This window comes from Pseudomonas sp. W3I7 (genome assembly GCF_030816095.1).
Taxonomy (GTDB): Bacteria; Pseudomonadota; Gammaproteobacteria; order Pseudomonadales; family Pseudomonadaceae; genus Aquipseudomonas; species Aquipseudomonas salomonii.
Genome location: NZ_JAUSXP010000001.1, coordinates 3,219,993 through 3,239,498, shown reverse-complemented (window position 1 = coordinate 3,239,498; position 19,506 = coordinate 3,219,993). Strand labels below are relative to the sequence as shown.

General features: G+C 61.1%; 22 protein-coding genes and 2 pseudogenes. 9 read left to right on the top strand and 15 right to left on the bottom strand.

The genetic code is table 11. The features are described 5' to 3' along the window. Nucleotides 1-145: 145 nt before the first annotated feature. Both QF043_RS15135 and QF043_RS15130 read right to left on the bottom strand, forming a co-directional pair. Nucleotides 146-997, bottom strand: coding sequence for a CAP domain-containing protein (locus QF043_RS15135; protein ID WP_307419158.1), 852 nt, complete (start codon nt 995-997; stop codon nt 146-148). 81 nt (nt 998-1,078) lie between these two features. Continuing rightward, nucleotides 1,079-1,216 (bottom strand): hypothetical protein, encoded by a 138-nt coding sequence (locus QF043_RS15130; protein WP_307419157.1) that lies wholly within the window; start codon nt 1,214-1,216, stop codon nt 1,079-1,081. A 54-nt stretch (nt 1,217-1,270) separates the two neighbouring features. On the opposite strand from QF043_RS15130, the pseudogene QF043_RS15125 reads away from it, so the two are divergent. Together QF043_RS15125 and QF043_RS15120 are read left to right on the top strand one after the other, a co-directional pair. Then, nucleotides 1,271-1,381 (top strand): annotated as a pseudogene (locus QF043_RS15125) (LysR family transcriptional regulator); the annotation flags it as partial. Between the two features lie 20 nt (nt 1,382-1,401). Beyond that, on the top strand, nt 1,402-2,073 hold the full coding sequence (locus QF043_RS15120; RefSeq protein WP_307419155.1) for a GNAT family N-acetyltransferase: 672 nt from the start codon (nt 1,402-1,404) through the stop codon (nt 2,071-2,073). A gap of 1,074 nt (nt 2,074-3,147) precedes the next feature. Here QF043_RS15120 and QF043_RS15115 read toward each other — a convergent pair. Beyond that, entirely contained in the window at nt 3,148-3,360 is a 213-nt protein-coding gene (locus QF043_RS15115; RefSeq protein ID WP_307419153.1) for a hypothetical protein, read from the bottom strand. 89 nt (nt 3,361-3,449) lie between these two features. Beyond that, nucleotides 3,450-4,052: a TetR/AcrR family transcriptional regulator gene (locus tag QF043_RS15110; protein ID WP_307419152.1), complete on the bottom strand. Its 603-nt coding sequence runs from the start codon at nt 4,050-4,052 to the stop codon at nt 3,450-3,452. An 83-nt stretch (nt 4,053-4,135) separates the two neighbouring features. Between QF043_RS15110 and QF043_RS15105 the strand changes: the two genes are divergently transcribed. After that, nucleotides 4,136-4,735: an NAD(P)H-dependent oxidoreductase gene (locus QF043_RS15105; protein ID WP_307419151.1), complete on the top strand. Its 600-nt coding sequence runs from the start codon at nt 4,136-4,138 to the stop codon at nt 4,733-4,735. Here QF043_RS15105 and QF043_RS15100 read toward each other — a convergent pair whose 3' ends face one another. Continuing rightward, nucleotides 4,736-5,125, bottom strand: coding sequence for a hypothetical protein (locus QF043_RS15100; RefSeq protein WP_307419150.1), 390 nt, complete (start codon nt 5,123-5,125; stop codon nt 4,736-4,738). 31 nt (nt 5,126-5,156) lie between these two features. After that, nucleotides 5,157-6,413, bottom strand: a complete 1,257-nt coding sequence (gene aroA / locus QF043_RS15095; RefSeq protein ID WP_307419149.1) for a 3-phosphoshikimate 1-carboxyvinyltransferase — start codon at nt 6,411-6,413, stop codon at nt 5,157-5,159. Between the two features lie 341 nt (nt 6,414-6,754). Between aroA and QF043_RS15090 the strand changes: the two genes are divergently transcribed. Beyond that, complete coding sequence (locus QF043_RS15090; protein WP_307419148.1) at nt 6,755-7,384, top strand: lytic polysaccharide monooxygenase auxiliary activity family 9 protein; 630 nt, start codon at nt 6,755-6,757, stop codon at nt 7,382-7,384. Nucleotides 7,385-7,390: 6 nt separating this feature from the next. On the opposite strand, the gene QF043_RS15085 is transcribed toward QF043_RS15090, so the two are convergent. Both QF043_RS15085 and QF043_RS15080 read right to left on the bottom strand, forming a co-directional pair. Continuing rightward, the gene (locus QF043_RS15085; protein WP_307421402.1) at nt 7,391-7,945 is read right to left on the bottom strand and encodes a UPF0149 family protein; all 555 of its coding nucleotides are present in this window, start codon (nt 7,943-7,945) and stop codon (nt 7,391-7,393) included. Nucleotides 7,946-8,032: 87 nt separating this feature from the next. Beyond that, nucleotides 8,033-9,277 (bottom strand): annotated as a pseudogene (locus QF043_RS15080) (chloride channel protein); the annotation flags it as partial. Between the two features lie 192 nt (nt 9,278-9,469). Between QF043_RS15080 and QF043_RS15075 the strand changes: the two are divergent. Both QF043_RS15075 and nudC read left to right on the top strand, forming a co-directional pair. Further along, nucleotides 9,470-10,282: a crotonase/enoyl-CoA hydratase family protein gene (locus tag QF043_RS15075; protein ID WP_017139109.1), complete on the top strand. Its 813-nt coding sequence runs from the start codon at nt 9,470-9,472 to the stop codon at nt 10,280-10,282. 5 nt (nt 10,283-10,287) lie between these two features. Next, nucleotides 10,288-11,121 (top strand): NAD(+) diphosphatase, encoded by an 834-nt coding sequence (nudC, locus tag QF043_RS15070; RefSeq protein ID WP_307419147.1) that lies wholly within the window; start codon nt 10,288-10,290, stop codon nt 11,119-11,121. Here the strand turns inward: nudC and QF043_RS15065 are convergent. From QF043_RS15065 to QF043_RS15045, 5 genes are all read right to left on the bottom strand, one after another. Next, nucleotides 11,089-11,868, bottom strand: coding sequence for a TSUP family transporter (locus QF043_RS15065; RefSeq protein WP_307419146.1), 780 nt, complete (start codon nt 11,866-11,868; stop codon nt 11,089-11,091). The genes nudC and QF043_RS15065 overlap by 33 nt on opposite strands. Nucleotides 11,869-12,061: 193 nt before the next feature. Next, entirely contained in the window at nt 12,062-12,778 is a 717-nt protein-coding gene (pcsA, locus tag QF043_RS15060) for a phosphatidylcholine synthase (RefSeq protein WP_200434200.1), read from the bottom strand. A gap of 149 nt (nt 12,779-12,927) precedes the next feature. Continuing rightward, the gene (locus QF043_RS15055) at nt 12,928-13,842 is read right to left on the bottom strand and encodes a class I SAM-dependent methyltransferase (RefSeq protein ID WP_307419145.1); all 915 of its coding nucleotides are present in this window, start codon (nt 13,840-13,842) and stop codon (nt 12,928-12,930) included. A 154-nt stretch (nt 13,843-13,996) separates the two neighbouring features. Beyond that, on the bottom strand, nt 13,997-14,485 hold the full coding sequence (locus QF043_RS15050) for a DUF1289 domain-containing protein (RefSeq protein WP_307419143.1): 489 nt from the start codon (nt 14,483-14,485) through the stop codon (nt 13,997-13,999). Between the two features lie 130 nt (nt 14,486-14,615). After that, nucleotides 14,616-15,866 (bottom strand): ribonucleotide-diphosphate reductase subunit beta, encoded by a 1,251-nt coding sequence (locus QF043_RS15045; protein WP_099489316.1) that lies wholly within the window; start codon nt 15,864-15,866, stop codon nt 14,616-14,618. Nucleotides 15,867-16,114: 248 nt separating this feature from the next. Between QF043_RS15045 and QF043_RS15040 the strand changes: the two genes are divergently transcribed. After that, the gene (locus QF043_RS15040; protein ID WP_307419142.1) at nt 16,115-16,582 is read left to right on the top strand and encodes a GNAT family N-acetyltransferase; all 468 of its coding nucleotides are present in this window, start codon (nt 16,115-16,117) and stop codon (nt 16,580-16,582) included. 225 nt (nt 16,583-16,807) lie between these two features. Further along, the gene (locus QF043_RS15035; protein ID WP_307419141.1) at nt 16,808-17,434 is read left to right on the top strand and encodes a transcriptional regulator; all 627 of its coding nucleotides are present in this window, start codon (nt 16,808-16,810) and stop codon (nt 17,432-17,434) included. On the opposite strand, the gene QF043_RS15030 is transcribed toward QF043_RS15035, so the two are convergent. Both QF043_RS15030 and QF043_RS15025 read right to left on the bottom strand, forming a co-directional pair. Continuing rightward, the gene (locus QF043_RS15030) at nt 17,422-17,802 is read right to left on the bottom strand and encodes a RidA family protein (protein ID WP_307419140.1); all 381 of its coding nucleotides are present in this window, start codon (nt 17,800-17,802) and stop codon (nt 17,422-17,424) included. The two genes, QF043_RS15035 and QF043_RS15030, sit on opposite strands and share 13 nt — an antisense overlap. Then, nucleotides 17,799-18,764 (bottom strand): threo-3-hydroxy-L-aspartate ammonia-lyase, encoded by a 966-nt coding sequence (locus tag QF043_RS15025; RefSeq protein WP_307419139.1) that lies wholly within the window; start codon nt 18,762-18,764, stop codon nt 17,799-17,801. Before QF043_RS15025 ends, QF043_RS15030 begins: the two co-directional genes overlap by 4 nt. A gap of 120 nt (nt 18,765-18,884) precedes the next feature. Here QF043_RS15025 and QF043_RS15020 point away from each other — a divergent pair, with 120 nt between their 5' ends. Next, complete coding sequence (locus QF043_RS15020; protein WP_307419138.1) at nt 18,885-19,502, top strand: LpxA family transferase; 618 nt, start codon at nt 18,885-18,887, stop codon at nt 19,500-19,502. Nucleotides 19,503-19,506: the final 4 nt, after the last annotated feature.

The window sequence follows — 19,506 nt, the reverse complement described above, 5'->3', positions numbered from 1 at the left end:
TACCACGGTCTGTCGAGGGCCTGAAGCGGTCAGGCTAACAAGCTACAGACCGGAATGAATGCCGCCAGTTCAGGACGATTATCCAGGTGATGGCAATTTGACGCACTATCCAAATGAATAGAGCGGCCGACGGGTCTCAAGCCTTCTATTGCGCGCCGAGAACCCCTGTCCAATAAATGCCGGCATCACTTTTTGGGTCCATGGCGTAGGCCGCGCCCAATTCACGAAATTGCGGGTTCATCAGATTGGCGCAATGCCCGGGGCTGGCGAGCCAGCCGTCCACCACCTTGCGCGGGGTGTCGAGGCCGGCGGCGATATTTTCACCGATGTTTTTTGCGATATACCCCGCCAATTCCGCGCGGTCGCCTGGTGTACGGCCGTCATGGTCCAGGTGGTCGAAGAAGTTGCCATTGGCCATGTTGCGCGAATGCCCATTGGCGGCGTTGGCCAGGTCATCATTCCACGACAGCGGCGTGGTCGCGGTGAACGCCTGGGTGCCGCATTGGCGCGGTTGCTGACGCGCAGCGTTGACCAGCTCGAGCAGTTTTTTGCCCTCGGTCTGCCAGTCACCAAGGCCGCTGGTGAGCAGCGGGCGGGCCAGCACAATGCGCCAGTCCTGGCCGCTGTTGCTCACGCCGATATCGACAAATTGTGGGTCCAGCACCACGCGACAGAAGCTTTCGCGCACGGCCTTCATCGCCGCCTCGGCGTTTTTGGGGCCGGAGAGGCTGATGGCCTGCACGTTCACCATCGGGTAGGCGGCCCGTGCCAGCGCCTGCTGCAAGTCACCGACATTGGTGGCCGGCAACACCAGCCGCGTATCGCTGGTCAGCGGTGGCAGTTCCTGGGAGCCCTGGTCGCCGCAGCGTTGCACCTGGCTGCGGTATTCGTTGATCTGTTGCACCAACTGACTTTCTTCATTCGCCATCGCGCTGGCGCAGAACACCAAACTGGCGGCCAGCGTCGTCAGACCCATCATCAATGACAGCACGCGCATGGACGTTACCCTTGAGCTTGAAAGTGCCCATGATGCGCGAAGTAACCCGGTTTGGGGCAACGCCTTTTTTGTTTTTTTGCCTCAACGGGTGTTCTGCGGGCAGATCGTGGCGCGGTTGCGGCCCCAGGCAAAAGTGCCGGCGGTGATGATCAGGGCCAACGCGGCGGCGAAGGTCACGTGCAAGCCAAAGGCAACACTGGGCGGCGCGGCGTGGACCACCAGGCAAACACCGCGCCCAGGGCCAGCATGTCTACGTGTCGCGCCGTGGGCTTGACCGTGGCCATGCTCTGGCACCCGCGCCTGAATGCCGACGTGGCCCACCGCTGGTTGCGCGGCGGTTTGCGCGAGGTGTGCGGGCAGCAGGTACAATCACCGCTGCCTTGATGCTAAACCCAGGAATTTGCATGTTCAGCCTTACCCGCTACACCACCGCCAGCCCCGAGCCGATCAACAGCCAGATCCTGCAGATGGTGGTAGACAACCTCACCGACATCAGCAGCGTGGCATTGCCGCCGAGCAACCTGCTCTACAACATCTATCAATATGCCGTCGGTTACGAGGTGCACCTGTACCTTGAGGCGCTGAACGGCACCAAGGGCATCGCGGTTGAACTGGTGGTGGCGATGCAGGAAGAACAGGTGATCGGCTTTTGCCTGTACCTGCCCGTCAAGGATGATCCGCACGCCTGTGGCATCGCCTTTATGGCCGTGCAAGCCGGGCATCGGCGCCAGGGCGTGGCCCGCGCCATGCTTGGCGAGGTGCTGGCGCATTACCCCCACGCAGAGCTTGCCTGCTCAGTGGAAAAAGTGCCGGCATTTAAAGCAATGGGCTTTCAGGTGCGTGGCGCACGGGGCCCCCAGGTGTTGATGAACACGCGCGATTATGGGACCGATGGTTTGATGGGCGTGCTGGACGTGGCTGCGATCTACAGCTCGCTGGAGGTGCGGCAGATTCATACGTACTTGCTGCAAAAACACGGCAAGCGCGCGATGGTTGATGCCGAGAAGCAGCGGGATCGGCACTTGGATCAGTTGGGGCGTAAGGTGCGGTTGTTTGTGAATCAGCACCTGTCCTGAGTGTTAAAAATCTTCCTTGGGTAGAGGGGGGTGTGTGTATATCCGTTGCTGCGGTAACGGCTGAGTATGGTTCCGCTCTTACAGCGGGTCACTTTTGGCAAACGCCCCAAAAGTAACCAAAAGGTCTGTGCCCCACCACTCGGCACCTCGCTAATGCTCGGTGTGCCCTCACTCCGGCTTGAATCCGTGGGCCGCCGCGATGGGCCATCCTTGGCCCAGCGCGGCTAACCCGGCGTCCTGCCGGGTTACCCACGGATTCAAGCCTGCGTTCGGCCATCGTGGTTGACGGGGCGCCTCAGATCAAAAGCAAGATCAAAAGCAGAGCACGGCGGCCTGAAAGCCGACCTGAGTGGTTGAAGCAAGAGCCAGATCAAATGCAAAGCGACAGCCTATCTACCTGATGCAACTCGGTCCAACTGTGGGAGCGGGCTTGCTCGCGAAGGCGGTAGTTCAGTCAATTAATCTGTCACTGATACACCGCATTCGCGAGCAAGCCCGCTCCCACAGTTGACCGCATGTATTTTTGAATATGAGGTCGGCTGCAGATTTGCATGCACTGAAGAGCTGCTTTTCTGTGGGAGCTGGCTTGCCTGCGATGCAGACACCTCGGTGTGTCAGGTAAACCGAGTTGATGCTATCGCAGGCAAGCCAGCTCCCACCTTTGACCGAGTATGGCTCTGTTGTTGCTGTTGCTGTTGCTGTTGCTGTTGCTGTTGCTCTGGCTCTTACATCCTTTTCGATGACGAAGTCAGCGGTCTTTTGATCTGCGCTTTTGATCTTGATCTTGATCTTGATCTGAAATCGCCCCGTCAAACACGATGGCCGGAATCTGACAGTGATTTGGGGGGTAAACCGGCAGGGATGCCGGTTTAGCCGCCCCGCGCCATGGATGGCGCGTGGCGGCGGCCCCCCAAATCAGTGTCGGATTGCGGGCATGCCGAGCCACAGCGAGGCACCGAGTGTTGGGGCGAGGACTTTTTGGTTACTTTTGCGTCCTTGCAAAAGTGACCCGCTGTAAGAGCGGAACCATAGGCCGCCGTTACAAAAATAACGGATATGTACACAGCCCAGATGTTATGGCTTAGCAAGGTTCCAGTTGCCACCCACGCCGTCGCCGGTGACGTCGCCAGGCTTGGCGTCCTTGACCCAGGTATAAAGCGTCATCCCGTGGCCGTCCACCAGCACTTTGCCCTTGGCGCTGTCGGCCACCTTGGCCGGGGCGGCGATGGCCAAGGACGAAGCGCAGGCGAGGAGTGCAGCGGCCGCGAGGAAGGATTTTTTCAGCATGACAAGCTCCTGGTTTTTTCCGGAGTTGAGAAGGTGTACCCAGGTAAACACCCGTCGCGGCGTTTTATTCCTCCTGCGTGACTAATTAGTTAAACGCGGCCGCGATTGACCATCGCCAGAATCGTCGCCAACAACTCCTGCTGCGCTTCTTCGCGGCTGATCTCGCCACTGGCCGCTGCCTGGGACAAGGCCTCGGCGGCGCCCAGCATGGCGCGCAAGCCCGCTTGGGAAACCGTGCCGTTGGGCGCGAACGGCGCCAGTGCATCGCGGCACTTTTGCAGAAAGATCGCCTCGTATTTGCGCTTCAGCGTTTCCAGTTCCGGCGAGCTGCTCAAGGCGGCAATCACCCCCGGAATTTCCCGCCCTTGCAACAACACACAATCGACGTAGCACGACGCGATGACCCAGGCTTGCTCGTGCAGGGTGGCGGCGCTGGAGTCCAGCGCATCGGCAAACACCTGGTTCTGGCGGCTATCGAAGTCTTCATAGAGTGCTGCCAGCAAGCCGGCACGGGTGACGAAATGGTCGTAGACCACCGGTTTGGTGACGCCCGCCAGCTCGGCCAGGCGGCCCAGGGTCAGGGCTTCGGTGCCTTCTTCGCGCACCAGTTGCCAGGCCATGTCGAGCAATTGGCGCAGGCGATCCTCGCGGGACAGGCGGCGGCGTGGGGCAGGGGATTCAGCGCTTGACATGCTTATATACCAAAAGTAACTTAAGGTGCGTAACCTACTAAAAGTAGCTAGCGCCCAGCCTAGCCCGAAATGGAGTGAATGTCATGCACGCACTGATCGTTGTAGCCCATCACGACCCACAATCCCTCACCCATAGCGTGGCCGCACAGGTGGCGGCCGGGCTCACGGCGGCCGGCCACACTTATGAGGTTGCCGACCTCGCCGCCGAAGGCTTCGACCCACGCTATACCGCCGCCGACCATCGGGTACACCGCGCTCGCGCTGAGCCGCCCGCCGATGTGCTCGCCGAGCAGACGCGCATCGACCGCGCCGATGCGCTGGTGCTGGCATTCCCCATTTATTGGTGGTCGCTGCCGGGCCTGCTCAAAGGTTGGATCGACCGCGTGTTCGTCAACGGCTGGGCGATCGATTACGGCCCCGATACGCCGGTGGTGAAAAAACTGCGGCACTTGCAGGTGCACCTGCTGGCGCTGGGTGCGGCAGATGAAAGCGCGTTCGATCGGCACGGTTATGCCAAGGCCATGCGCACGCAGATCGACTACGGGATTTTTGATTACTGTGGGGCGCAGGTGGTGACGTCAACGCTGCTGCTGGAAACGGAAAGCGGCGCTGCGCAGGCGCATTTGCACACCGCAAAAGCCATCGGGCAGCGCTTGTTTGAAGCCGAAACGGTGGCCGGGTAGTCAGCCTTCGCGAAACAGATCGTGGGCATCCAACAGGCGGTAGGCGATTTCCGGGCGCTTCTCCAGGCCACGGCGAATCGCCGCCGGAATCGCCTGGCGGGTTTTGCGGCACAGGCCGGGCTGCTCGTCGATGTTGATCTGAATGCCGCGCATGCTCTTGACCTCGGTATGCCCTGGCGCCACCTGCACGCGGATGCCCAATTGCTCGAACATCTTCTGTTGCATGTGTTCCAGGTCTTGCAGGCTCTGGAGGTTTTCCAGGCGCTCGACCAGCTTCTTCTCTTCCTGACGCGTCAGGCTGAGGATACGCAGGTCGGCGCCGGGCGCTTGCAACAGCTGCTCGCGGTCACAGGCACACACGCCGGGTGGGCAGGGTTGGCGGATGGTCATGTGCAGTCCCTCCCCATACCGACGTGCTGGCTCAGTAGCTCAGCGCAACCCCAAGACTGCCCAAGGCCTTCCAGTAATCAGGGTAGGTCTTGGCCACGCAGTCCGGGTCCTGGATGCGGATTCCCGCCACCTTCAGCCCGGCCAAGGCAAAGCACATGGCGATGCGGTGGTCGGCGTGGGTGTCGATCAGCGCATTGCAGGAAGTGCCGGCGAGTGCCGGGTCGCTGGCCACCAGCAGGTCGTCGCCCTCGATGGTGGCCAAACCTGGGCGAATCGCGTTGAGGCCGTCGTGCAGCGCCTGCACACGGTCACATTCCTTGACGCGCAGGTTGGCCAGTTCCGTGAAACGCACCGGGGTGTTGTTAAACGCGGCCAGCACCGCCAGGGTCGGGATCGCGTCCTGCATCTGCGAGCCGACCACGGTGCCTTGCATATTCGGGAACTGCGCGATCACGGCCTGGGCCTTGGCGTCCGGCTGGGTGAAGTCCTGCGCGGCCACACCGATATCGATGCGCCCGCCGGTCAACACTTCGGCAGCCCACAGGTAAGTGGCGGCGGAGGCGTCGGGTTCGATCAGGTAGTCATGGGCGCTGTAGCCGGTGGGGGCCACGCGCCAGGTGGTATCGTCGACCACCTCGACCTGCGCACCGAATGCACGCATGCAGTCCAGGGTCAGGTCAACATAACCACGGGCGCCGATGTCCTTGCCGGTCAACGCCACTTCAATCGGCGCCTGGCCACAGGCCGCGAGCATCAGCAGCGCCGACACGTACTGGCTGGACAAGCCGCCATCAATCTCGAAACGCTTGGCCTGCACCTTGCCCACGCCGTGCACGGTCACCGGCGGGCAGCCGGTCGGGCTGTCGACGCGGATGCCGTTCTGGCCGAGGGTGGCCAGCAGCGGGCCGATCGGGCGTTTTTGCATGTAGTCGTCGCCGTCGAGCACCACGGTGCCTTCGACGGTGGCCACGGCGGCGGTGAGAAAACGCATCGCGGTGCCGGCATTGCCGAGGAACAGCGGCTGCTCCGGCCATTGCAGCTTGCCGGAGCCTGTGACCACGAAGGTGGTGTCGTCCGGCTCATCGATGCTCACGCCCATCTGGCGCAAGGCCACCGACATGTGGCGGGTGTCATCGCTTTTCAGCGCGCCGCTCAGGCGGCTGGTGCCCTTGGCCAGGGCGGCCAGCAACAGGGCGCGGTTGGTAATGGATTTGGAGCCGGGGGGCGCGACCTTGCCGTTCAGGGCGAAATTGGGCGGTGTAACGGTCACGGTTTTCTGCGAACTCAAGGTACAAGGCTCCTGATCAAGGCAAGGCGGTGTGGAGTGGCCGACGGGCGGACCCGAATAATCAGCCAAACACGCCACCCTTGTCGAGCAGGGATCGTGGCAGGGCGCGTATTTCGAGGCGGTCGCCGACTTGTCCGGGGAACGGACTGCTCCTGTAGTCGAACCACTTCTGTGGGCGTAGGACAAGCAGTAAATCCGATGCAGGACAATGCCCTTTACTCAGCGATACGCGGGCAGTGTGCGAATTTTCCGAGAGAAGCAGCGGCTGGACAATAACGCCCGCCAGGGTAAGTTCGAAGCGTGCCCCATGACGGGGCACATTCAATCAAGGAGTGAATGAAATGAACAAACCCCAGACCCAACTTCGTCACGGTCGCGTCGTGACCCCGCCCAGCCGTGGTTCGGTGGCGGTAGAGCGCGGGCTGCTCGGCAACTGGCAAGTCAACGAGATGGAAGGCGGTAAAAACTTCCCATCGCTCACCGCCGGGCCGTTCCCGGCACCCTATGAAACCGATGATCAAAGCGTCACGCCGCCGGCTGACGGGCATATCCTGAGCGGCGGCAAGACCGACGACCGCGATTGCCTGAACTTCACCGACGATGAGATGAGCAAAAAACTCAACACGCCGTTTACCTGGCCATTGCTGAATGTCGAGGCTGGCCAAGTGTTCAAGGTGCAATGGGAGTACACCGCCGCCCACGTCACCCGTGGTTATCGTTGGCTGATCACCAAGGATGGCTGGGACCCCAAACAACGCATCAGCCGTGCGCAGCTTGAGGCCCAGCCGTTTTTCGAAGACTTTTACACCCAGGTGCCGTACTACCAGCACGCCGATGAAATGAAAGCCAAGGTCGAACACCAGGTCACGCTGCCCAAGGGCAAGAAAGGCCGGCATGTAATGGTGTTGATGTGGATCGTGGCCAACACCGGCAACGCGTTCTATCAGGCGTTTGACCTGGACTTCAAATAAGCGCTGTTAACGCCGGGCCAACCAGTAGTCATGCAGCGCCCGCGCAGCGGGTTCGATCGCTCGAGCCCGCTGTTGGTGGGCGTTTACATCCAGGTCTGCCGGCAGTTCAAAGTTGTCCTGCTCGGCGCACCAGGAAATCTTCTCCAGCAGCGCCGCCTGTTCGGCAGGCAGTTCTGGCCAGTTGCCAATTGCCGCACCGCGGATATAGCCAAAGCACCATTCCTCGGCAAGCGTGAGGGGGTGGCCTTGGTGTTCGGTGTCATCAAAGCGCGCCTTGAAGCTTTGCGCGTCGGTGGCCAATTGCGCCGCCAGCGTATTCATATGACGCACGCACAGCTCTAGGAAGCGCTGGGCGTCTTCCGCGTTTTCCCAGGCCGGGTTCTGCCCACCCCAGATCGCCGGGAACCACTGCGCGACGTCCACTTGTGCCGGGCTGGAGACCAGCGCGGTGAAGTAGCCGTCGAGCTCAGCCAGGTTCAGCACCGAATGATCGTCGCCGTATTTAAACAGCGTTTCGTCGATGAAGTCGAAATCGGCAGGGGTGAGGAGTGGGGCGAGCATGGGCATATCCTTTAAACGTCGAGCGCCGCGAAGTGGGCGGCTTAAAGCGCAGAGGATGGCGCTTGGGGCGGGCTTTTTTCCACTTATTTCCCAGCGCTGACACAGCTTGCTCACGCACATCGAACCCACCACTGCCAGAATGATCGGCACCAGAAAGTCATGCTCGATACGCGTAAATTCCGCCACCAGCACAATCGCGGTCAGCGGCATGCTCATGCTGGACGCCAAAAACGCCGCCGCGCCGATGATCGCAAACGCGCCCAGCGGCACCCCGGGCCACACCAGGCTCCAGGCACCACCGAGCAGAATCGCCAGCAACGCGCCGTTGGCCAGGCCCGGCGTCAGCAGGCCGCCTTCGGCGCCGGCGCGCAGGCTACTGGCGGTGATCAACACCTTGACCAGCAGCAGGATGGCGGCCAGGCCAATCGTCAGTTCATTGTCGAAGCCCAGTTGCGCCGGGCCTTTGCCATTACCCAGGATCTGCGGCAGCAGCATCGCCAGCCCGCCGATAATGGTGAAGTTGATCAGCGCCATGACTGGCAGGCGCCAACCGCGCGCGGCGTTGGCCCTGGCGGCGCCGGTAAAACGGCTGAACCCATAAGCGGCCACGCCAAATACCGGCCCGCACACCACGGCCCAAGTGATCAGCGCCGGGCTCAACACAAAATGTGGCACTGCATATTGCGATTCCGCACCCAGCCCGATCCACGCCACCGACGCACCAATCGCCGAGGTCGCCAGCGCAATCACCGCCGCCGGCCAACTGAAGGCGCCCACCAGCACTTCCAGCACAAACACCGCGCCGCCCAAGGGCACGTTGTACACCGCCGCCAGCCCCGCGCCGGCGCCGCAGGCCACGATCAAACGGTGCATGTCGGGTTCCAGGCGAGCCCGTTGTGACAGCCAGGTCGCGGCCAGCGCGCCGACTTCGCGCGGCGCCACTTCACGGCCCAATGGCGACCCGAGGGCCACGGTGATGATCTGCAGCACGGCGTGGGCGAGGGTGGTTTTGGGTGGCATGATCGGCATCTGTTCAGACACGGCCTGCTTGATGCTCACCAGCGGGCGGCCATAGCGATAAATCATCCACCAGCCCAGCCCGGCGACCAGGCCGCACACCACCAGCACCAGCAGACGTCGCTCCGGCGCGGCAGCGGTGACGCCCCACAAAAAGGTTTCGTGGCTGACCAGGCTGTCGAGGCTGTAACCGTAGGCCAGGTGCTGGATGCCGTGCAGCAGCAACGCCAGCAACATCCCGCCCAGCCCGGCGCCAATGCCGGTCAGCACGACCACCAGGGCCAGAATCAATGATGAACGAAAGGTGGACGGCATAGCGGGCTCCAGGCAGTGGCCTTGAGTGTATAGCCGATAAAGCGCGGCTCCTGGGTGAAATGTATCGGCAGGCGATAAACCCGGCGGCCACAACATTTCATTACTTTTGCCAGTCCCGTTTTTGGCCGATGCGCCGTCATGTTCCCTTGTTATAGTTCGAGCCTTATTACTCGCCAGTCAGGGATCACTGCCATGTCCGAATACCAAGCTTTCATCGTCGAACTCACCGGCAATGTTGCCCATGTGCAGATCAACCGCCCGGAAAAAATCAACGCGATGAACGCGGCGTTCTGGACCGAGATCATCGACATTTTCCAATGGGTCGAAGACACCGACGCCGTGCGCGCCGTGGTGCTCAGCGGCGCCGGCAAGCATTTCTCGTCCGGCATCGACCTGATGATGATGGCCTCGGTGGCCAATAGCTTTGGCAAGGACGTGGGCCGCAACGCACGCCTGCTGCGGCGCAAGATCCTCGAGCTGCAAGCCTCGTTCAATGCCGTCGACACCTGCCGCAAGCCGGTGCTGGCGGCGATCCAGGGTTATTGCATCGGCGGCGCCATTGACCTGATCAGCGCCTGTGACATGCGCTACGCCGCCGAAGGCGCGCAGTTCTCGATCAAGGAAATCGATATCGGCATGGCTGCCGACGTCGGCACCCTGCAACGGCTGCCGCGCATTATTGGCGACGGCATGTTGCGTGAACTGGCCTACACCGGTCGCCCGTTCGGCGCCGAAGAAGCGCGCAGCATCGGCCTGGTCAATCGCGTGTATCCCGATCAGGACAGCCTGTTGGCCGGGGTCATGGAAATCGCCCATGAAATCGCGAGCAAATCACCGATTGCAGTGGCCGGCACCAAGGCCATGATCAGCTACATGCGTGACCACACGGTCAATGATGGTCTGGAATACGTTGCCACCTGGAACTCGGCTATGTTGCAATCCAACGACCTGCGCGTGGCCATCGCGGCCCATATGAGTAAGCAGAAACCCGAATTCGTGGATTGACTGATATGACACCAGGCTGGATTACCACAACGCTGCTGGACAACGACGCCCCTGGCGGCTGGGCCGTCGCCCGCAGCCGCGAGGGCTTTTTACATGACACCAATGGTCCGCTGTTCCCGCGTGAATGGCTCAAGCGCCAGGAGCTGTCGGTGTTTGCTGAACATGGCATTGGTCACCTTGACGGTGAGCCGGTGTACTTGCTGGAGCTGAACGCGGCGGCCGAGGTGCCGGGTTGCAGTTGGCAGGGCTTGCGCGGCTTTATGTTGCAGGGCGACCACACCCTGTACAAAGTGCTGGGCTACGCCGCGCAGATCGGCACCTGGGCGCGGGAGCATCGGTTCTGTGGCAGTTGCGGCCAGGCGATGGTGCAGGTGCCACGCGAGCGGGCGATGTATTGCCAGGCCTGCGACCTGCGCAGTTACCCACGGATTTCGCCGAGCATGATTGTGCTGGTGACCCGCGGCGACGAGATCCTGCTGGCGCGTTCGCCGCGTTTTGTCACGGGCGTGTACAGCACGCTGGCGGGTTTCGCCGAGCCGGGTGAGTCGGCCGAAGATTGCCTGATTCGTGAAGTGCGCGAAGAAGTGCAGGTGGAGGTCAAGAACATCCAGTACATGGGCAGCCAGTGCTGGCCGTTCCCGCACTCGATGATGCTGGGCTTCCATGCCGAGTACGCCGGGGGGGACATCGTGCCCCAGGCCGACGAGATCGAAGACGCGCAGTGGTTCAACATCCACGACTTGCCGCCGTTGCCGGCGTCACGTTCGATTGCGCGTTACCTGATCGACCTCTACCTGGCGCGCCGTTTAGGCCACGCTGAACCAGTGTTGCCAGGCTAGACGCACCGTCAGGCCGAGGACCACGGTGATAAACACCGGGCGAATGAATTTGGCGCCGCCGCTGATTGCGCTGCGTGCGCCAAAGAACGCGCCACACATTACCGAGAAGCCCATCGCCAGGCCGACGATCCAGTCCACCGAGCCATTGAAGATAAACACCGACAGCGCCGCTGCGTTACTGACGAAGTTCATGCTGCGCGCCACGCCGCTGGCTTTGACCAGGTCGATGGGGTGCAGCAGCATCGTGCTGACTGTCCAGAACGCGCCGGTGCCGGGGCCGGCCACGCCGTCATAGAAACCCAGGCCGAAACCTTGGGTGGACTGCCATTTCTTCTTGATCGGTGCATCGGCATCCAGCGGCGCCTTGGGCGTACCGCCGAACAGCAAATACACACCACAGGCGAACACGATCACCGGGAGCATTTTGTTCAGGGTTTCGGCGGGCAGGTAGTGAGCGACCACGGCACCGGCCAATGCGCCGACCAGCGTGCCGATGATGGCGTGTACCCATTGGCGCGGGTGGAACAGCTTGCGCCGGTAGAAGGTAAAACTGGCGGTGGCGGAGCCGAAGGTCGAGCTGAGCTTGTTGGTGCCCAGCACCAGGTGCGGTGGCATGCCGGCGGTGAGCAGGGCCGGCGTGGTGAGCAAGCCGCCGCCGCCGGCGATGGCGTCGATGAAGCCGGCAATAAAGGCCACGCAGGCAAGAATGGCGAGGGTGGTCAGGTCAACGCTGAGTTCGAAGGGCATGGGCAGGGCTTATTATTGGCAGGGCGCAGAAAGGGGCTGCGTCAAAGATCGCCATCTTACCTGCCGGATGCACCCAGATCCAAATGTGGGAGCTGGCTTGCCTGCGATAGCGGTAGGGCAGGCCCACCTGCTGTAACTGACCCGACGCCATCGCAGGCAAGCCAGCTCCCACCTTTAAACCGTGCCCGCTTGACTATTTATGGGTTCCCAGCCACTCCAACGCCGTGCGCCACACACAAATCCCCAGAAAATACGCCGACATCACCGACCACAAGCCAAACGTCCACGGGTTGGTATTGGGGTAGTCCACCACCATCAAAAAGCTGCACAGCAACCAGATGGTGGTCACGGCGATGTTGATCGGCATAAAGCGCTTGACCCGGAACGGGTGCAGAAACTTCATCGGTGTCACGGTCAGCAGCGCCAGACCGATCACCGTGGCCAGGGTCACCCAGGCGTCCGGCTGGATAATGTAAACGCACAAGGCCACCACATTCCAGGCCGCAGGAAAGCCGACAAAATAGTTGTCCTTGCTCTTCATGTTCACATTGCAGAAGCAGAACAGCGACGACACCAGGATCACCGACACGGTAAACAGGTGGGTGAAGTCCGGCAGGTCGATATAGCGGTAGATGAACAGCGCCGGAATAAACACATACGTCAGGTAGTCAATCACCAGGTCCAGCACCGAGCCATCAAAGCTGGGCAGAACCGTGCTGACATTGACCCGTCGCGCCAGCGAGCCATCGACGCCATCGACCACCAGCGCCAGGCCCAGCCATAGCAGGCAGGCCTTGGGTGAGTTTTCCAGCAAGGCCAGGGTGGCCAGGAACGCCAGCACCACGCCGGTGGCGGTAAAGCCGTGGGCGCCCCAGGCTTTGAGTCTGGCTACATGCAGGGTCGATATCACGGGCGGCTCTCCAAAAGATGAAACAGGGCAGCCGACGACGTAACGCCGTCGAGTCTGGCCGGGGAATGCAGGTATCGACCGGGAAGGGAGGTATAAGGTTCACCGCCCCGGCGTATCACTTAGCGTAGCAAGGGTCAGACGTTTCGGCATCAACCCTGACGGAACACCAATGCCTTCAAACCGCTTTGCGGGTCGACATCAGGAAATTCCGGCGGGTTTTCCAGCCGCTGTATAAAGCGCAGGCCCGGTGCTTCGCGGGTTACGCCGTCAATCAGGAAGTCCTCACCGAAGGCCGGGTCGTTCATGCAGGCCAATACGGTGCCGTGGGCCGTGAGCAAATCCGGCAGGCGGCGCAGCACGCGTTGGTAGTCTTTGGTCAGCAGGAAGCTGCCCTTCTGGAAGGACGGTGGGTCGATGATCACCAGATCGTAAGGGCCACTGTTGGTCACCTTGGCCCAGGACTTGAACAGGTCGTGGCCCAGGAAGCTGACGCGGCTCAAGTCATGACCATTGAGGCGATGGTTGTCGCGCCCGCGACTCAAGGCGCCACGGGCCATGTCCAGGTTCACCACATGGTCGGCACCGCCTTCGATGGCCGCCACCGAGAAACCACAGGTGTAGGCGAACAGGTTGAGCACATGCTGGCCCTTGGCCTGTTCGCGCACCCAGTTGCGGCCGTAGCGCATGTCGAGGAACAGCCCGCTGTTCTGTTTTTTACCCAGGTCGATCAGGTAACGCAGGCCGCCTTCGGTAATGGTCAGTTCGTCTACCGCTTCGCCCGCCAACCATTCGGTGGTGCTTTGCGGCAGGTAGCGGTGTTGCAAGGCGACGGTGTAAGCGCTGAACTGCGTTTGCAGCAGCTGTTTAAGGGCTTCGAGCTGCGCAGGCTCGGGTTCCTTGAACAACGAGACCAGCAGCACGCCCTGCAACCAGTCCACCGTCAGTTGCTCCAGGCCCGGCCAGCAGCGGCCACGGCCGTGGAACAGGCGCCGGGTCTCACTCGGCGGGTTGGCCAGGGCGGTGAGCAAATGGGCGTGCAGGGTAGCGAGTGCGTCTGGGGTCATCGTTGAGCGTCAGTCGTTGAGCGGGCGGCATTTTAAACACAGTCACCGACATAAACTGGAAAAAAAGCCCGGAGGTGCTCAGTTACAGATGTGCTAACTGACACTTCGCTTTTGCGAGCAAGCCCGCACACACACATTGGTTGTGTGCTGCCGCTTAAATACTTGCGATCAATGGAGCGCCAAAAGCCTCACGCAAAAAGCCCGGTGCGATATAGCGCTCGTAATGCGCCTCGGACAGCAGGAAAAACTCGCGGTCAATCGCATCACGCAAATCCGCCAGGTGGCGCTCGCGAAACTCCGGCAGCAGCGCCAGCCCATACGCGTCCAGCCTGGAAATCACCCGCGCACCCCGGGCAATCAGCTGGTACGCCCAGCAGTACGGCGACTGGTGCGGCACAAAGCGAATCTTGCGGGTTTCAAGTTGCTGGCGCAAAAGCTGCGGGTCAAACACCTCAAGCTTGCTGGCCATCACCTGCACCAGCAACTGTTCCAGGCGCAGCCACACCGCCTGTTTTTCCTCGGCGTTGTAGCCATTCCATTGAATGACTTCATGGTGATAACGCTTGCAGCCCCGGCAGACCAGGTCGCCGTAAACGGTGGAGCACAGGCCGACGCAGGGCGTTTTGATGGTTTGGTTGGGCATAAGGTTTGTACGCAAGTCTAAAAAATACCGCTAACCCATGTGGGAGCGGGCTTGCCCGCGATAGCTGAGTGTCAGCCAATACATGCTTAACTGACCCGCCGCCATCGCGGGCAAGCCCGCTCCTACATTTTTAATCCCAGCTCAGCGCGCCGCCGGTCTGGTACTCGATCACGCGGGTTTCGAAGAAGTTTTTCTCTTTCTTCAAGTCCATAATCTCACTCATCCACGGGAACGGGTTAGTCGTCCCTGGGTATTCTTCTTTAAGACCAATCTGCGACAAACGACGGTTAGCAATAAACTTCAGATAATCCTCCATCATCGCCGCATTCATGCCCAATACGCCGCGAGGCATAGTGTCACGCGCGTACTCGATCTCCAGCTGCGTCCCCTGCAAAATCATCTGGGTCGCTTCTTCCTTCATCTCGGCATCCCACAAATGCGGGTTTTCGATTTTGATCTGGTTGATCACATCGATACCGAAGTTCAGGTGCATCGACTCATCCCGCAGGATGTACTGGAACTGCTCGGCCACGCCGGTCATTTTGTTGCGACGGCCCATGGACAAAATCTGGGTGAAGCCGCAGTAGAAGAAGATGCCTTCCAGGACGCAGTAGTAGGCGACCAGGTTGCGCAGCAGTTCTTTGTCGGTTTCGACGGTGCCGGTTTCGAACTTCGGATCGGAGATCGAACGGGTGTACTTCAGGCCCCAGGCTGCCTTTTTGGCGACCGATGGAATCTCGTGGTACATGTTGAAGATCTCGCCTTCATCCATGGCCAGCGATTCGATGCAGTACTGGTAGGCGTGGGTGTGGATCGCTTCTTCGAAGGCCTGGCGCAGGATGTACTGGCGGCACTCCGGGTTGGTGATCAGGCGGTACACGGCCAGCACCAGGTTGTTGGCGACCAACGAATCCGCGGTGGAGAAGAAGCCGAGGTTGCGCATGACGATGCGGCGTTCGTCGTCGGTGAGGCCTTCGGGGTTTTTCCATAGGGCGATGTCGGCGGTCATGTTGACCTCTTGCGGCATCCAGTGGTTGGCGCAGCCGTCGAGGTACTTTTGCCAGGCCCAGTCGTACTTGAAGGGTACGAGTTGGTTGAGGTCGGCGCGGCAGTTGATCATGCGCTTTTCGTCAACGGCGACGCGGGCGGCGGAGCCTTCGAGTTCGGCGAGGCCTTCGGCGACGTCGAGTTTGTCCAGGGCGGCCTTGGCGCGGATGATCGCAGCCGAGTCGCTGGCGGTCACGTTGCGCGCTTCCAGGGCGGCGGCAGCACCGGCACCGTCGAGACGGTCCATGTTGGCTTCGCTGGCGTGGCCGGCGTTGGCGCCCTTGATCACCGCTGCACCGGTGTCTTCGTTGTCGACTTCATCCCAACTCAACATTGAAATTCTCCTTCCTGGTACTCGAAAAATAGGTTTTTGCAGGCTTCAAGGCATTGAAATACTGCGCAGAGTGTGGTCGGTAAATACCGATACTGCACACTATGTAGTGGTGGTTTGTGTTTGTGGGCACACTATATGGTGTGTAACAGAACAGGTCAACGCACAAGATGTGCGGTGTTGGGTCGCGGCGCAGCGCCGGTTGAGCTATAAAACCTGGGTTCATTGGCTGCCGGTGGAATTTCAAGGGAATGAAAAAAGTACTGATTCGATCCGCCCAGCTGGAAGACGCGCAAAGTGTCTTCGAGGTGCATAAGAACTCCGTCGAAAACCTCTGCACGGGCGACTATGGCCCCGAGCAGATCGCCATGTGGCTCAACGGCCGCTCACCCGCGACCTACCGCGAGGCCATCGCCGCCGGCAACCTGTGGCTGGCGTACACCGACAGGCTGCAGGGGTTTATCGAGATCGATGGCAATGAAATCAGCAAACTGTTCGTGCGCGGCGCTGCCGCCGGGCAGGGTATTGGCGCACGCTTATTGAATGAAGCCTTGCAGCGCATCAAGAACGCCGGCCATACCAAGGCCTGCCTGGAAGCGACCCTCAACGCCGAAATGTTCTATGCCGCGTTCGGCTTTGAAAAGGTTGGCGAGGGCACCTTCAGCCGGGGCAACAGCCCGGTGTCTATCGAGATCATCAAGATGGAGCTCGCCCTGTAGCGGTTGGTCTGCCTGATCGCAGGCCAACCCGGCGGCACGGATACGCTGCGCCGCTTCAACGCAGCGTGCACGCCCAGGTGGTTGGCGCGCTGTTGCATGCGCTGGATGTTGCGCTGCATTTTCAACGTGTCTATCAATGCTGCCGGGGTGTCCATGGTTGAAGCTCCACTAGGACGGACAGCGGCCAAATTGACGGCCTGTCCAGGACTGGATATGTTGTCTTGCATGAAAAAGACCTCTCCTGAAGAAACCACCCTGATCAGCCAGCTCGAACGGATTGCCGAAGGCTTGAGCAAAACCTTTAGCCCGTTCTGCGAAGTGGTGCTGCACGATTTGCGCGACCCGAAGCAGGCGATCCTGGCGATTCATAACAACCTCTCCGGGCGCTCGCCGGGCGACCCGACCACCGAGTTGGGCCTGGCGCGGATTGCGGACCCCGACTACCCGCAGATCATTGCCAATTACCGCAATCAGTTCGCCGATGGCCGTCAGGTCAAAAGCACCTCCATCGGCATCAAGGACACCAGCGGCAAGTACGTCGCGGCCTTGTGCATGAACGTCGATCTCTCATTGTTCCGTGGCCTGCAGGGCATGCTCGAGCAATTTGGCTCGGTTACCGGCGACACCTTGATTGAATCCCTGGAGCCGTCCGGCGCCGATGTAATTCGCACCCGCATCGACCAGTTCGCCGCACGCCTGGCCACCACGCCGCGCGCGCTCAAGGCGGCGGATCGACGGCTGTTGCTGCAAGAGCTCAAAGACTCGGGCTGCATGGACATTCGCCGGGCCATGGAGACCGTGGCCGCGCACCTGGGCGTGTCACGGGCGGCGGTCTACACCTACGCCAAGTAGCGCGCCACCGCTTCAATTTCCACCCGGTAACCGTGGTGCAACTCGGGCACCGGCACCACCGCGCGGGCGGGGCGGTGCTCGCCCAGCGCGGCGGCGTAAATACGGTCGAATTGCGCCCAATGCTGCACCCCGGCCACATACACCGTGACTTTCACCAGATCCTGCGGCGAGCCCCCGGCGGCTTTCAGGATGGCCAGCAGATTAGCCAGCGCAAGCTGGGCCTGTTCGGCAAACGATGCTTGAAGGTTGTGGCGCCCGTCGGGGCTGACCGGCAATTGCCCGGAGATATACAGCGTGTCGCCGTGGCTGACGGCCTGGGAGTAGTGCCCGGCAGGCGCCGAGGCGGTTTCGGTGTGGATGATGTTCATGGCGCCTCGCTGAGCAGCGCGGCATAGCGCGCGATATCGACGTTGCCGCCGGTGACGATAATGCCCACGCGCCGGCCCTTGAACCGCTCGCCCAGCTGGCGCAACGCCGCCAGGCCCAGGCAGCCGGTGGGCTCGACCACCATTTTCATGCGTTGCATAAAGAACCTCATCGCGGCCACCAGCTGCGCGTCGGAGACGGTGAGGATGTCGCTGACCTTGTCGCGGATGATCGGGAAGGTGTAGTCGCCCAGGTGCTGGGTTTGCGCACCGTCGGCGATGGTCGCCGGGGTGTCGATGTGCACGATGCTGCCGGTCTGGAATGAACGCTGGCCGTCATTGCCTGCTAGCGGCTCAACACCAAACAGCTGGCAATCGGGGGCCAGCGCACGGGTCGACAACGCGGTGCCCGAGAGCATGCCGCCACCACCCAGGCCGACGAACAGGGCGTCGAGGGGGCCGCTGAATTCCAACAGTTCCTTGGCGGCCGTGCCTTGGCCGGCGAGGATGTGTGGGTGGTCGTAAGGCGGGATCAACGTCATGCCATGCTCAACCGCCAAGGTGCGGCCGATTTGTTCTCGGTCCTCGTTGAAGCGGTCATACAGCACCACGCTGGCGCCATATTCCCGGGTGGCGGCGACCTTGGCGGCGGGCGCGTCGGTGGGCATCACGATGGTCGCCGGCATGCCCAGCAATTGGGCGGCCAACGCAATGCCCTGGGCATGGTTGCCGGAGGAGAACGCCACCACCCCGGCCTTGCGCTGCTGCGCGTCGAACTGCGAAAGGGCATTGAACGCACCGCGAAACTTGAACGAGCCGGTGCGTTGCAGGTTTTCACATTTGATAAACACCTGGGCGCCGGTTTCGGCGTCGAGGGTGCGTGAGGTGAACACCGGTGTTTGATGGGCGAAGCCTTCAAGGCGTTGGGCGGCGGCGACGACATCGGAATAGTCGGGTAATTGCATGAGCGGTCCTCGTTTGCTGATCTAGATAAAATATCCATATAAAGACAAATAGTAAAGCTCTGCCTGGTCCTGCCGAAGTGCTAAAGTTTTTCGTTTCTCTCACTACCAGAGGGCTCGACGTTGATACGACTCGCCGAATACATCGCCGACTTTTCCCAATCGCCGCTGGCCCCCTGGGTTGACCTCGCACCCTGGGCTCTGACAACCCAGGCCCCGGTGATTGTTCGCCAGATGCTCACTCAACTGCTGGCAGCCGATTACATCATTCAGGATGAAATCGCCATCCACCGTACCGCCACGGTCGAGCCCGGCGCCTTGCTCAAAGGCCCGCTGATCATCGGCGCCGAGTGTTTTATTGCCAGTGGCTCGCTGTTGCGCGGCGGCTGCTGGCTGGATGCGCAGTGCATCATCGGCCCCGGCGCAGAACTGAAAACCTCATTTGTATTCAGTGGCAGCAAACTGGCGCACTTCAACTTTGTCGGCGATTCGGTACTGGGGCATGGGATCAACCTGGAAGCCGGCAGTATTGTCGCCAATTACCGTAACGAGCGATTGGACAAGGACGTGTGGGTGCGCGTCGCCGGGCAGTTGCAGCGTACCGGCTGCGACAAGTTTGGCGCCTTGCTGGGCGATCAGTGCCGGATTGGTGCCAACGCGGTATTGGCACCGGGCGCGGTGTTGGCGCCTGCCAGCGTAGTAGGGCGTGGGCAAGTGTTTGACGCAGAACTCACGGCATAAACGC

What these genes read in the sequence shown, in the direction of transcription:
- QF043_RS15045 (WP_099489316.1), bottom strand. Translation starts at nt 15,866, where the DNA reads ATGTTGAGTTGGGATGAAGTCGACAACGAAGACACCGGTGCAGCGGTG.
- QF043_RS15105 (WP_307419151.1), top strand. Translation starts at nt 4,136, where the DNA reads ATGCACGCACTGATCGTTGTAGCCCATCACGACCCACAATCCCTCACC.
- nudC (WP_307419147.1), top strand. Translation starts at nt 10,288, where the DNA reads ATGACACCAGGCTGGATTACCACAACGCTGCTGGACAACGACGCCCCT.
- QF043_RS15100 (WP_307419150.1), bottom strand. Translation starts at nt 5,125, where the DNA reads ATGACCATCCGCCAACCCTGCCCACCCGGCGTGTGTGCCTGTGACCGC.
- QF043_RS15135 (WP_307419158.1), bottom strand. Translation starts at nt 997, where the DNA reads ATGCGCGTGCTGTCATTGATGATGGGTCTGACGACGCTGGCCGCCAGT.
- QF043_RS15035 (WP_307419141.1), top strand. Translation starts at nt 16,808, where the DNA reads ATGAAAAAGACCTCTCCTGAAGAAACCACCCTGATCAGCCAGCTCGAA.
- QF043_RS15075 (WP_017139109.1), top strand. Translation starts at nt 9,470, where the DNA reads ATGTCCGAATACCAAGCTTTCATCGTCGAACTCACCGGCAATGTTGCC.
- QF043_RS15025 (WP_307419139.1), bottom strand. Translation starts at nt 18,764, where the DNA reads ATGCAATTACCCGACTATTCCGATGTCGTCGCCGCCGCCCAACGCCTT.
- QF043_RS15120 (WP_307419155.1), top strand. Translation starts at nt 1,402, where the DNA reads ATGTTCAGCCTTACCCGCTACACCACCGCCAGCCCCGAGCCGATCAAC.
- QF043_RS15055 (WP_307419145.1), bottom strand. Translation starts at nt 13,842, where the DNA reads ATGACCCCAGACGCACTCGCTACCCTGCACGCCCATTTGCTCACCGCC.
- QF043_RS15040 (WP_307419142.1), top strand. Translation starts at nt 16,115, where the DNA reads ATGAAAAAAGTACTGATTCGATCCGCCCAGCTGGAAGACGCGCAAAGT.
- QF043_RS15030 (WP_307419140.1), bottom strand. Translation starts at nt 17,802, where the DNA reads ATGAACATCATCCACACCGAAACCGCCTCGGCGCCTGCCGGGCACTAC.
- QF043_RS15090 (WP_307419148.1), top strand. Translation starts at nt 6,755, where the DNA reads ATGAACAAACCCCAGACCCAACTTCGTCACGGTCGCGTCGTGACCCCG.
- QF043_RS15065 (WP_307419146.1), bottom strand. Translation starts at nt 11,868, where the DNA reads ATGCCCTTCGAACTCAGCGTTGACCTGACCACCCTCGCCATTCTTGCC.
- QF043_RS15110 (WP_307419152.1), bottom strand. Translation starts at nt 4,052, where the DNA reads ATGTCAAGCGCTGAATCCCCTGCCCCACGCCGCCGCCTGTCCCGCGAG.
- QF043_RS15115 (WP_307419153.1), bottom strand. Translation starts at nt 3,360, where the DNA reads ATGCTGAAAAAATCCTTCCTCGCGGCCGCTGCACTCCTCGCCTGCGCT.
- QF043_RS15085 (WP_307421402.1), bottom strand. Translation starts at nt 7,945, where the DNA reads ATGCTCGCCCCACTCCTCACCCCTGCCGATTTCGACTTCATCGACGAA.
- QF043_RS15050 (WP_307419143.1), bottom strand. Translation starts at nt 14,485, where the DNA reads ATGCCCAACCAAACCATCAAAACGCCCTGCGTCGGCCTGTGCTCCACC.